Here is a 13,213-nt window from a genome sequence, read left to right as displayed (position 1 = left end):
CACGCGGGCGCGCCGGCCGCGCCCGCGGCGTCGCCCGAGGCCGCGGCCGCGTTCGACGCCGAAATGACCGCGCACGATTCCGCCGATGCGCAAGCCGGCACGACCGGCACCGCCGGCGCGACCGGCGACGCCGCATCGCCGCCTGCCGTTGCGGAGCGTCGATGCTAGATCACGCGTCCGGATTCAACGACGTCGCCGGCACGCTGCGTCCGCTGCTCTACGTGATGCCGCGGCTGCTGCCGATCATGTTCGTCGTGCCGGTGTTCAACGAGCAGATCGTCACCGGCCTCGTGCGCAACGGGATCGCGGTCGTGATCGCCGCGTTCGTCGCGCCGGCGATCGATCCCGCGCAGGTCGCGTCGCTGCCGTTCCTGATGTGGTGCCTGCTCGTCGCGAAGGAGGCGGTGGTCGGCATGCTGCTCGCCGGCGCGTTCAGCGCGGTGCTGTTCGCGATCCAGGGCGTCGGCTATCTGATCGATTTCCAGACCGGCAGCGGCAGCGCGGCGTTCTTCGACCCGATGGGCGGCCACGAGGGCGGGCCGACGTCGGGCTTCCTGAACTTCGTCGCGATCGCGCTGTTCGTCACGGCGGGCGGGCTGCAGGTGCTCGTGCAGCTGTTCGCGCAGTCGTATGCGTGGTGGCCGATCGGCTCGCTCGGCCCCGATTTCTCGTCGATGCTGCAGACCTTCATCGTGCGGCAGACCGACACGATCTTCGAATGGATGGTGAAGCTCGCCGCGCCGGTGATCATCGTGCTGGTGCTCGTCGAGCTCGGCATCGGGCTCGTCGGCCGCGCGGTGCCGCAGCTGAACATCTTCGTGTTCTCGCAGCCGGTGAAGAGCGCGCTCGCGGTGCTGATGATGGTGTTGTTCCTGCCGGTCGTCTATGCGTCGCTGCATTCGCTGCTCAGTCCCGACAGCGGGCTGATGGCGCTGCTGCGCGCGCTGTTCGCCGCGCACGGCGGCGCGTGAGCGCGCGGCGCGCGATGGAGCGAGCGTGAGCGAGAAGAACCAGCAGCCGACCGCGAAACGCCTGCGCGACGCGCGCGAGAAGGGCGACGTGCCGAAGAGCGCGGAGACGATCTCGTCGGCGTTCTTCGTCGGCGTGTGCGTCGCGCTCGCGGTCGGGATCGGCACGCTGTTCGCGCGGCTGCAGGCGCTGTTCCGGCTCGCGTTCGACGCGATCGGCGCGGCCGATCCGTCCGCGCGGATCGCGGTGCTGATCGACGGCGCCGCACGCGACTGGGCGATGCTGTCCGCGCAGATCGTCGCGGCCGGTTTGCTCGCCGGCGTGCTCGCGGGCTTCGTGCAGGTGGGCGGCGTGATGGCGTGGAGCCGCCTCGTGCCGCAGCTGTCGCGCCTCAATCCGGCCGAAGGGCTGAAGAACATGTGGTCGATGCGCAACCTCGTGAACCTCGCGAAGATGCTGCTGAAGACCGCGCTGCTCGTCGCGACGCTCGGCTGGCTGATCGTCGAATCGCTCGATCCGTCGGTGCAGTCGGGCTTCACGCGGCCGATGTCGATCCTCGCGCTGATCGTGAAGCTGCTGATGCTGCTGTTCGGCTGGGCCGCGCTGATCTACATCGTGATGGCGCTGATCGACATCGTCCATCAGCGGCACGAGTTCAACCGGAAGATGAAGATGTCGATCGAGGAAGTGCGGCGCGAATACAAGGAAGACGAAGGCGACCCGCACGTCCAGGCGAAGCGCCGGCAGCTCGCGCGCGAGGTGCAGTTCGCGTCGCTGCCGGACCGGATCGGGTTCGCGTCGGTCGTCGTCTATTCGCCGCGGGTGGCCGTCGCGCTGTATTACGGCGGGATCGGCACGCTGCCGTGGGTGCTCGCGCGCGGCGAAGGCGACGCGGCCGAGCGGATCGTGCGGCTCGCGCGCGACGCGCTGCGCCCGACGCTCGCGAACGTCGGCCTCGCGCAGGCGCTGTACGACACGACGCCGGAGAACGGGACGATCCAGCCGCAGCATTTCCGCGAGGTTGCGCAGCTGCTGAAGTGGGCGACCGGCGCGAACTGACACGCGTTGCCCGAATCGCCAGCCGAATCGCCAGCCGAATCGCCAGCCGAATCGCCAGCCGAATCGCCAGCCGAATCGCCAGCCGAATCGCGGGGTCGGATCGTATCGCGTTCGTCCGACCGCGCAGTTGCCGAACTGCGTGACTTCGACCGTGTGGCCCGCGCCGGACGTCTGCTTCGATCCGCATCCTTTGCCGTTGTGTAGCCCAACCGCTTGACGGCGCATTTTTTCCGGCGGTCGCCGGAATTCATCCATGAATTATTGCTGAATTATTTCTTCGTAATATGGCCCGACCGTCTTGCGGGACGGCGGGCCGCGAAGGTTGCGCCGTGCGTGACGGAACCGGTCAACAGGGGCAGGCAACAGACATGTGCGGAATCGACGGCTTTCTGAATAGCGTCGCCATCGATGAGGAGACAGCGCGCGGCACGCTCGCGCGCATGACCGCGAGCCTCGCGCATCGCGGTCCGGACGGGCAGGGCATCTGGGTCGATCCGGAAGCCGGCATCGCGCTCGGTCACCGGCGGCTCGCGATCGTCGATCTGTCGGTGCACGGCCGGCAGCCGATCGCGTCGGCATGCGGCCGCTACGTGATGGTCTTCAATGGCGAAATCTACAACCATCGCGAGCTGCGCGCGGATCTCGAGCGCGCGGGCCGCGCGCCGGCATGGCGCGGCCACTCCGACAGCGAGGTGCTGATTGCGGCGCTCGCCGCGTGGGGCGTCGACGCGACGCTGCGCCGCGCGACCGGCATGTTCGCGTTCGCGCTGTGGAACCGCGCGTCGCGCGTGCTGACGCTCGCGCGCGACCGGATCGGCGAGAAGCCGCTGTATTACGGCCGGATCGGCGACGCGCTGGTGTTCGCGTCCGAGCTGAAGGCGCTGCGCGGCTATCCGGGCTTCGACGGCACGATCGATCGCGACGCGCTGTGCCTGTATCTGCGCCAGTCGAGCGTGCCCGCGCCTTACACGATCTATCGCGGCATCAGCAAGCTGCCGCCCGGCAGCTTCATCCAGTTCGAGCATGCGCGCGACACGCCGCGCGTGCGTACGTACTGGACGCTCGACCAGGCGATCGAAGCCGGACGCGAGCAGCCGTTCGACGGCAGCGCCGACGAAGCGGTCGACCGGCTCGACACGATTCTGCGTCAGGCCGTCGCGCGGCAGATGGAAGCCGACGTGCCGCTCGGCGCGTTCCTGTCCGGCGGTATCGATTCGTCGACGATCGTCGCGCTGATGCAGGCGCAGTCGGCGTCGCCGGTCGACACGTTTACGATCGGCTTTCACGAGGCCGGCTACGACGAAGCCGGCTACGCGAAGGCGGTCGCGCGCCATCTCGGCACGCGGCACACCGAGCTGTACGTGACGGCCGACCATGCGCTCGACGTCGTGCCGAAGCTGCCGTCGATCTACGACGAGCCGTTCTCCGACGCGTCGCAGATCCCGACCTTCCTCGTCGCGGAAATGACGCGCCGGCACGTGAAGGTGAGCCTGTCCGGCGACGGCGGCGACGAGCTGTTCGGCGGCTACACGCGCTACTTCCTGACGCCGCGGCTATGGCGCAAGCTGCATCGCGTGCCGGCGGCCGTGCGCGCGCGGATCGCGGCCGCGCTGCACGCGCTGCGGCCCGATCATGCGGACCAGCTCGCGGCGGTCGCGCAGGGCGCGTGGGGCGGCGGCGAGCTGCGCGAATCGCCGACGCGCATCGGCGACCGGCTGCACAAGCTCGGCCACGTGATGACGGCCGACAGCCGCATCGGCCTGTACCGGCTGCTGATGTCGTCGGTGCATCATCCGGAGCGCATCGCGCTCGCCGGGCAGGAGCCGCCGACGCCGCTCGATACGGTCGCCGCGTGGCCCGCGCATCTGAGCTTCGCCGAGCAGGCGATGGCGATCGACACGCTCACGTATCTGCCGACCGACATCCTGACGAAGGTCGACCGCGCGGCCATGGCGGTCAGCCTCGAGACGCGCATGCCGTTCCTCGATCATCACGTCGTCGAATTCGCATGGCGGCTGCCCGCGTCGGTGCGTTTGCCGGAAGGGCAGCCGAAGGCGCTGCTGCGCCGGCTGCTCGACCGCTACGTGCCGAGCGCGCTGATCGACCGGCCGAAGCAGGGTTTCTGCGCGCCGGTCGATCACTGGCTGCGCGGCGCGTTGCGCGACTGGGCCGACGCGCTGCTGCAGCCGTCGCGCGTGCGCGACGACGGCTTCTTCGATGCGGCCGTGATCGAGCGGCTGTGGCGGCAGCACCAGACCGGGCGGATGAACTGGCAGCATCAGCTGTGGACGGTGCTGATGTTCCAGGCGTGGTTCGACGGGCAGCGCGCCGGCTGACGCGGCGCGCTGCGGCGGGGGCGGGCGGGAAGCGATCGTCAGCCGACGTTCAGCGGCATCCCGACCGGCAAGTGGCTCGGGTCGCGCGCCGCGTTCGGATTGAGCTGCAGAATCTCGGTCAGCGCGCGGGCGTCCTGCTGGTCGCGCGTCATCGCATGCTGGTCCGCGCGCGACACGTGGGCCGCATCGAGCAGCGACTGCCGATGACGGTCCGCGATCACCCACAGCGAATCGCCTTCGACGACGATGTACGGCTGCGGCGTGGGTTGCGGCGTCGGCTGCTGCGATTGCGCGGGCGGCTGCTGCGATCCCGGCTGCGACGGCGGCGCGGCGCTGGACGACGGCGACGCGGGCGAGGACGGCGCCGCACTCGACGGCGCGCCCGGCACCAGATTCGACTGCGCCCCGTTCGACTGATTCGACTGATTCGATTGGTTCGACTGATTCGACGATCCGGACCCGAAGAACGTCGTCCACACGCTCTCGATCAGCTTGTACGCGAACGCGCCGACCGGAACCAGCACGACGGCGGTCGGAATCTTCTTGATCAGCGGCGTCGCGTTCGGGAAATGCGTGTTCAGACGCCCGCCGAGCAGCAGCGCGGTCGATACGCCGGTCGCGATCGCCAGATCGTAGTGACCGCCGCTCCACTGCACGCCGGTGCCGAGGCCGCCGTACGCGACCGCCATGAAGTCGCTCGCGGAATCGGTGAAGCGCACGACGCGGCTGCGCTTGTCCGCATTCACGCGGTGCGCGCCGATCGTATACACGAGCCCCGCGTAGGTCGCGCCGAACGCGCCGCTCGCGATCGCGGCGGAGCCGTACGCGAGATCGAACGCGCCGTGCGCGTGCACGACGTGGCTGATGCCGACCGCGAGCGTCGCGGCCGACGTGATCGCGGCGCCCGCGCGGCCGGCGATGCCGAACAGGTGGCGCGGGTTGCCGGTGTGAAGCTGCTGCAGCGACGTGCCGCCGACGGTGCCCTGCATCTGCGCGAGCACGTCGGCCGCGAGGCTCTTGATGTGCGTCGTCGCGTCGTCGAAGCTCATCAGCCCGACCCGGTGCAGTTCGACGTACTGCGCGGCCAGCGTGCGCGCTTCGTTCGAGATCTGCTCGAGCTGCGCGCGCCGGTTCCGGCCGTAGTCGTGCGCGCCGGACCGCAGCTGCCGCGACAGCGTCACTTCGAGCCGCGTGAGCACCGTCTGCGCGGCCTTCGGGTCGCCAGCCTGCAGGCTGCGCACCGCGCCCTGATGCATCACCTGGAACACGCGGCCCAGACGCGAGCCGAGCAGGAACGACGACGTCGCGCTGCTCAGCATGTCCTGCCGCAGCAGATGCGTCGCGCCGAGCGTGTCGGCGATCACGAGCCCGCCGGCGCCGGCGACGAGCGAGCTGAAGCCGATCGACTTCCACAGCTCGGCGCGGCGGAACGACGGCCGGTGCACGCGCAGCGCGTTCAGCTGCGCGAGCGCCTGCATTTCCTCGATCATCTTCGCCTGCTTCGGGTTCGCCGCGATCTGGCGGCCGACGCTGATCGGCTTCGACGGACCGTTCGCGAGCGCTTCGCGCTCGACGACCGATTGCCAGTACGCGCGGCTGCTCGCGAGCGGCCCTTCCGGATCGTCCTTCGACATCACCGTCTTGCGTGCGGGCGCGTGCGCGCCGTGCTCGTCGAGCCAGCGCTCGCCGAAGCGGCGAGCGAGTTTTTCCGTGCGCGTGGCCGGCGGGCGATCGGCCGACGTCCACTGCGTCATCGCATGCTCGATCGTCGCCTTGCGCGCCTGGTTGACGAGCGCGGTCGTATTGCGCTCGTACAGTTCGCTGCGCAGCGTCGCGAGCGCGTCGTCGGACATCCCTTTCGACTTGCCGATGCGCGCGATCTCCGCGAACAGCACCTGCTGCTGGTTCGCGAACGCCTCGGGACTCGGCGGTTCGAACACGCGCGACAGCGCGTCCGCGCCGTGCAGTCGCGCGAACTTGCCGTCGTGGTCGGTGCGGTAATAGTCGACGATCCGCTCGGCCAGCGCGCGCGTCAGATCCTGGTTCGCGATGAAGTCCGCGCCGTGCGTGCCGTACGACAGCCCGACGTGCACCCAGTCGAGCGCCTTGCGGTCGAGCAGCGCATCGAGCAGCTCGACGTGGCCCGCGCCCGGCACGGGCTCGAGCACGGCGTCCCAGCCGTGGAAGCTCAGCATCACGTTCGGCGCGGGCTCGCCGGCATGGTCGTGCGCCCACGTCTCGAACGACGTCATGATGCGCGCGTATTCGGCGTAGCTGTCGTTGGTGCCGGCGATCGTGCGGCGGTCGTCCGCCGACACGAGCGGGCGGCCCGACGCCGCTTCGAGACGAAGCTGGAAGCCGTAGCGCGACGATGCGGTCAGCCACTTGTGCAGATGCGCGACGTCGTCGAGTTCGAGCGTGCGCGTCGTGCCGTCCGGCATCTTGCGCGTGATCGTCGCGTCGGCTTCGTTGTAGCGCGCACCGATCGGCGAGCCGAACCGGCGCGCGCGCCGGATGAACGCCGGATCGTGCTTGCCGCCGCGGGCAGCGGCAAGCGTGTGCGGATCGACCGGAATCGACACGACCGGCATCGCGCCGCCGTACTGCTCGACGTAGCGCACCGCGAGCGCCGGATCGTCGCGCAGGTTGAACGCGCGTGCCATCGGCGCGACGCGATCCTGGAACGCGGCCGGCTCGCGCACGAACGCGTGGATCGCGCGCTTGTCGATCATGCGCGCGGCGCTGTGGCGCGTCGCGTATTCCTGCATCCACTTCACGAACCGGTTGTGCCGGCCGCCCGGATCCGCGACCGGTCCGCGCGACGGCATGCTCGACACCTCGCGCGCGAAGCGCAGGTTCACGCCGAGCGCCTTCAGCATCGGCGCATCGGCGAGGATCGTCTGCGGCGGGTCGCCGAGCACGAGGCCGCCGCCGTCCGGCAGATCCTTGCGCTCGACGACGGCCTTCGCGTGCTCGACCGTCGGGAACCAGTCGGACACCTTCGCGTCGCCGTAGCGCATCACCCATTCCGCGACCGTGCTCGAGCCGAGGCTCGGCTGATACGGCCGCAGCGCGAGCGGCTCCGGCGCGGGCGTCTTCGGGGCCTTCGGCGGCTTCTGCCGCGGCGGGTTCGCACCGCGGCCGCGGCGTCCCTTGCCGCGCATCGCGTTGCGCACGCGGTTCATCGCGTTGTTGCCCGCCCCGCCCGGATCCGGCTGCGCGGCCTGCCGCGCGGCTTGCTGGGCTGCGGCGAGATCGGCCTGCACCGCCTTCACGCGGTCGATCTGGCCGGCGATCTGCGTGCGGATCCAGCGCGTCGCGAGATCGAACTTCTGCGGCAGCGCGTCGAAATACGACTTCTCTTCGTTCAGCTGCGCGAGCCGTTGCGCGAGCGCGGCCTTCTGCGTGGCGGTCGCGCGCGGCTCGAACGCGTCGGGCGCGAGCCGCGACAGCAGGAAGTGCTGGTTCGCGCCGAACGGCCCGCGGCCGAGCGGCATCTGATCGAGCGGGCGGCCGTCGTGCTGCGGGTCGCGCAGCTGCTCGACGTCGTCGAACCAGCGTGCATTGCCGTCGCGGATCGCGATGATTCCGCGACGCGTATGCAGCGATTCGGCGACCGGATGATCGGTCTCGTACACGTACACGTAGTAGTCGCCGCGGATCGCGTTCAGCTCGAGCGCGCGCATCAGGTGCAGCGTGTTCGCGCCGCTGAAGTCGATCGCGAGCGCGTCGGTGTCGGGCACGAGCTTCGGCGGCAGGAACGGGCTGTCGTTGCGTTCGATCTCGGCGATCTTGCGGCGCACGCCCGGATCGACTTGCGCGAGCCCGCGCTGCACGCGCGTGCCGAGCTTCTGCATCGGCGGCTTCTCGTCGCCGAGCGCCTTGCGCATTTCGGCCGGCGCGAAGCCGCCGTAGCGTTCGACGACGTCGTGCGCGACGTCCGTCACGACGAACCGCACGCCGCGCCGGCCGCCCGACAGATTGCGCGCGCGGCGGCGGAACGCGGCGCCGAGGTCGCGCGGTTCGATCGTCGCGTCGCCGAGCGACGTCGATTCGTGATACGTCCAGTCGTGCGCGGCGTTGCGCGTCGCATAGCCGAGCACCTTGCCGGTCTTCTTCTCGATCGCATACAGCGTCGCGCCGTCGCCGGCCGCGTGGGCCGCCTGCTTCGGACGCCGATAGCGGCGCGCATCGGCGAGCGACTTCAGCGTCGCGACGACGTCCGCATGCGGGCCGTCGGCCGCGGGTTCGGCTTCCCACGTGCGGCCGTCGCTGCGTGCGGTGATCCGCGCGGCGCCGCCGTAGTCGCGCAGCTCGGACAGCGGCACCGGCGACAGATAGAAATCCACGCCCGCGCGCTGCTCGGCGCCGTTGTCCTTCAGCGCGCGGTAGACGTCCTGCGGAATCGCGAGGCCCGGATGCGCGGACGTCTTGTCGACGAACGCGCCGTTCTCGTCCGTGCGCAGGCTCGCGACGAACTTCGGCTGCGGATGGCGCGCGTCGATTGCATCGTCCGGCCGCTGCTCGTGCGTGGCGATCAGCACGTGCGCATTCGTGCCGAACGCTTCCTTCATCTGCTCGAGCGACGCCAGCTGCGCGCCGTCGATCCGGATCAGATCGCGCTTGCCGTGCGACGCGAGGTGATCGAGCGCATGCTGCTCGGCCGCGGCTTCGGGCGTCGCGGCGCGCGCGGGGACCGGCGCATTCGATGCCGGCTGGCCGGCCGGCGCCGGCATCGCGCGCGGCGCGCCGTGCGCGCGCACCGCATCGGCCTGGCTCGCGTAGTACGCACGGTACGTCGCGTGGCCGGGCACCGACGGCGTGGCGTCGCCGAACGCGGCGGCGAGGCGCTGCAGCCCGGCCGCGTCGTCGGGCGTCACGCGATCGGCTTCGCGCGCGATCGCGTCCGGCAGCTGCGCATCCTTCGCGATGTCGATGCCCGCATCGTCGAGAATTTCACGGCGCACCGCGAACGCATTCGCCTGCGCACGCGCTTCGGCCAGCAGCGCGCTGCCGGTCAGCGCGTCGGGCGACGAGCGGTCGAGCGCCAGCCGGTGCGTGAGCACTTCGACCGCGTGCTGCGCTTCGTGCGCGAGCGTGTAGACGAGCGTGCCCGTGCCGTACAGGCGGCCGTCGAGCACGATGCGCTGCTTCGCGGTGTCGATCCGGCTGCCGCGTCCCGGCCGTCCGACGACGACTTTCCAGCCGGCCGCATCGGCGAACGCGACCTGCTGGCGCAGCAGGCTCGAGCGATCGATCAGCGCGTGCGCCGACTTCGGCAGCGGCGCGCCGCCGAAGCGCATGCGCACGCGCGTAATCGCCGACGGCTTCTGCACGAACGCGTCGGGCGGCAGGTGTTCGGCGACGGCCGGGTGCGCGAGCTCGATCGCGCCGCGTCCGATCCCGTCTTCGAGCGTCGTGCGCAGCGCGCCGATCTCGCGCACGATCCCTTCGACGTACTGCTTCGGCGCATCGGTCATCACGGTCGACGGATCGCTCAGGTAGAAGTCGCCGCGCGCGTCGAACACGCCTTCGAAGTCGTAGTACAGCCGATGCCGCGCGGTGATCTCGCGCGCGCGATCGAGCTGCGCGAACGCGTCGCGCGTGACGCGCGCCGGCAGCACGCCGCCCATCACGTCGTGGCTGCTGAGCGAGGCGAACGGCGTGTACATCACCGCGACGCGATCGAATGCCGCGAACGGTCCGCCGACGGTCAGCGTGCGCAGCCCGTGCGCACGCAGCGCGGCGAGGCCTTCCTGTTCGAGCCGGATCGACTCGATATGGCCGAGGATCGCGCGATTGTCGGTGCCTTCGTACAGCCCGATCGCGTTGCGGCGGCCGAGTTCGAACACGGTCTTCTCGATGCCGGCGCCGGTGGCCGCGCCGGTATAGCGCTCGACCGGCACACGGGCGGCCGGATCGCCGGCCGCGTGCACGCCGTTGGCGTCCACGTCGAGCGCGCCGAGGTCGGGACGCTCGTGCGGCGCCGGGTCGTAGCGCAGCCATGCGTTCGTGTGCGCGAGCGGCGCTTGCGCGCCGTGGCCGACGGCGATCGTCGGCGGCGCGTAGACCGGACGCTGCCAGACGTTCGCGAGCCACGCGGCGGCGTCGCGGCCGTTGCGCGCGGACAGGATCACGGCCGAGCCCGGCAGGCCGAGCACCGAGCGGTGCGCGAGCGTCACCTCGACCGGCGTGTACGGGCGGCCGTCCGGATCGACGAGACGGCCTTGCGCGTCGGTGACGCCATGCACGATCACGATCCCGGCGTCGCGGTCGTACGACAGCGTGCCGGAGCGCTCGAGCCGCAGGTCGCCGACGCCGGTCGCGCGCCTGCCGTCGAACGGCGACGCCTTCACGGGCCGCGCGCGCGACCACGCGGTCTCTTCGGCGAGCGCCGTCGCGGTGTCGCGCGCGGGCGCGGCCAGCGTGACGTCGCCGCGCTGCGCAGCCTGTGCCTGGCGGCGATACAGGTCGCCGTACGTGATGCCGCCTTCGAGCGACGTCGGCGCGTGCTCGAACGCGCGGGCGAGGCGGGCGATCGACGCGGCATCGCCGGGCTGCGCGCGGCCGTATTCGCTCGCGATCGCGTCGGGCAGCGCGACGTGCCGGCCGATGTCGACGCCGAGGCCCGCGCGGATCTCGTCGCGCACCGCGAACGCATTGAGCTGCGCGCGCGCTTCCGCGAGCAGCGCGGTCTGCACGTAGCGCTGCGTCGATCCGTAGTCGAGCCCGAGCGTGCCGGTCGCCGCTTCGACCGCGTGCCGCGCTTCGTGCGCGAGCACGTACACGATCGAGCCGGCCGACTGCAGCCCGCCGTCGATCGTGATGCGCCGCCGCCGCGTATCGATCTTGCTGCCGTCGCCGGGCTTGCCGCGCACGACCTTCCATCCCGCGTCGCCGCCGAGCCGCAGCTGCTGCGACAGCAGGCTCGACGCGTCGATCAGCCGGTACGCTTCCTTCGGCAGCGGCGCGCCGCCGAAGCGCATCCGGATGCGCGTGATCGCGGACGGCTTCTGCACGAACGCGTCGGGCGCGGGCGTCTCGGACAGCCGCGGATGCGCGAGTTCGATGTCGTGCCGTTCGAGACCGTGCGCGAGCGCGCGCTCGATGTCGGCGAGCTTCGCGAGCGTGTCGCGGTGCGCGGCCGGATCGCGCGACAGCGCGCCCGGATCGCTCAGCAGGAAGTCGCCGTCGCGCGTGAAGAGCCCTTGCAGGTCGAACGCGAGACCTTCGCGCTCGACCACTTCGCGGATGCGCTGCACGTGCTCGAGCGCCGCGCGCGTGACGACGCGCGGCAGCGCGCCGGTATCGCGCATCGCGCCGGAATGCAGCACGCCGAGCGGGCGATACAGCACGCCGACGCGGCCCAGCGCGGAGAACGGACCGCTCATCGTGACGGTGCGCAGCCCGTAGGCGCGCAGATCGTCGAGCACGACGCGCTCGTCCAGCGCCGCGCGCACCGGGTCCGGCGCGCCGCGGTGCGGGTTCGGATCGTAGACGCCGAGCGCCGCGTCGTGACCGAGCGCGAAGACGGTCTTGTCGTCGCCGGTGCCGAGCAGCTCGCCGACGGTGCGCGCGACGTCGACGCGCGCGGTCCGGTCGCCGTCGGCGTAGACGCCGAGCGGATCCGCGCGCAGCGACCCGATATCGTGCGGTGCGGCAGGCGCCGGGTCGACGCGGCGGAACATGCCGGTGTCGAGCAGCGCGGCGTTCGGGCCGACCGCGTGCGGCGGCGCCGCATACACGGGGCGCCGCCACACGTTCGCGAGCTGCGCCGCGTGCGCTTCGCCGCCGTGCTGCGCGGACAGCACGATCGAATAGCCGTCGCGGATCGCGAACCGCGGCGCGACGTCGAGCGCGTACTCGTGCGCGCCGACCGGCCGGCCGTCGGCGAGCAGTGCGCCGTCCGCGCGCGTGTCGGCATGCAGCACGACCACGCGACGCTCGGGGTCCAGCGTGAAGTGCCGCGTGCGCTCGGCCGCGAGTTCGGCCGCATCGGGGCGCTCGCCCGCGCGGTACGGCGATGCGACCTCCGCGTGCGCGCGGCTCCACGCGACGCGATCGTCGAAGCTGCGCACGCCGCGCGGCGCGCCGGCGGCTTCGTGCGCGTGCGGCGCGGGCATCCGGCGCGGGATGCCGCCGCGGCGTTTCTGGCGCGCCCATACGTCGTGATAGAAGTCGCGGTAGCGCTCGCCGTCGCGCCCGGACACCGGCGCATCGGCGAACGCGTCGACGAGCCGGTCGACCGTGCCCGCATAGTCGTGCGACGGCGCGCGCCATGCGGCGCCTTCACGTTCGATCGCGTCCGGCAGCCGCACGTGCGCGGCGATGTCGCCGCCGCCGGCGAGCTGGATCTCGTAGCGGGCTTCGAACGCGTTGATCTGCGCGCGCGCCTCGGCTTCGAGCGCCTTGCGCGTGAAGCGGCTGCGACTGCCGTAGTCGAGGTCCAGCACGCCGGCCATCGCTTCCACCGCGTGCCGCGCTTCGTGCGCCAGCGTGTACGTGATGCTGCCGGGATGCTGCAGGCCGCCGTCGATCGTCACGCGGCGCTTGCGCGGATCGATGCGGCTGCCGCCGCCGCGCTTGCCGAGCGTCACGCGCCAGCCCGCGTCCTTCAACATCCGCAACTGCGTCGCGAGCGTGTCCGACTGCATCGCGAGCGCTTGCGCGGCCTCGGGCAGCGGCGCGCCGCCGAAGCGCATCTGCATCCGCGCGACCCAGCCGGGAGTCGACGCCGCATGGTCGGCCGGCGCCGTTTCGGTCGTCTCCGGATGGGCGGCGGCGAGGGCGATGTCGTCGTTCGCGGCGCTTCGGCGCGCGCTGCCGCCGCGGGCGGGGCCGGCGTCGGC

4 protein-coding genes are annotated in these 13,213 nt (G+C 71.4%); 3 read left to right on the top strand and 1 reads right to left on the bottom strand.

The genetic code is table 11. The annotated features are described in order from the left end of the window. Positions 1-161: 161 nt before the first annotated feature. The 3 genes from sctT to asnB all read left to right on the top strand — a co-directional run bounded on the left by sctT (position 162) and on the right by asnB (position 4,364). Positions 162-971 carry a type III secretion system export apparatus subunit SctT gene (sctT, locus tag BUB20358_RS26670; RefSeq protein WP_035974388.1) on the top strand — a complete coding sequence of 270 codons (810 nt, stop codon included), beginning with the start codon at positions 162-164 and terminating at the stop codon, positions 969-971. Between the two features lie 25 nt (positions 972-996). Continuing rightward, positions 997-2,028, top strand: coding sequence for an EscU/YscU/HrcU family type III secretion system export apparatus switch protein (locus BUB20358_RS26665; RefSeq protein ID WP_006766233.1), 1,032 nt, complete (start codon positions 997-999; stop codon positions 2,026-2,028). Between the two features lie 368 nt (positions 2,029-2,396). Next, positions 2,397-4,364 carry an asparagine synthase (glutamine-hydrolyzing) gene (asnB, locus tag BUB20358_RS26660; protein WP_006766232.1) on the top strand — a complete coding sequence of 656 codons (1,968 nt, stop codon included), beginning with the start codon at positions 2,397-2,399 and terminating at the stop codon, positions 4,362-4,364. A 38-nt stretch (positions 4,365-4,402) separates the two neighbouring features. On the opposite strand, the gene BUB20358_RS26655 is transcribed toward asnB, so the two are convergent. After that, positions 4,403-13,213: LWXIA domain-containing protein (locus BUB20358_RS26655; protein WP_174905148.1), on the bottom strand; the 8,811-nt coding region annotated here is incomplete at its 5' end.

Source organism: Burkholderia dolosa, assembly GCF_902499135.1.
Lineage (GTDB): Bacteria > Pseudomonadota > Gammaproteobacteria > Burkholderiales > Burkholderiaceae > Burkholderia > Burkholderia dolosa.
Note: the sequence above shows the minus strand (reverse complement) of the source record. Positions and strands in the feature narration are given on the sequence as shown.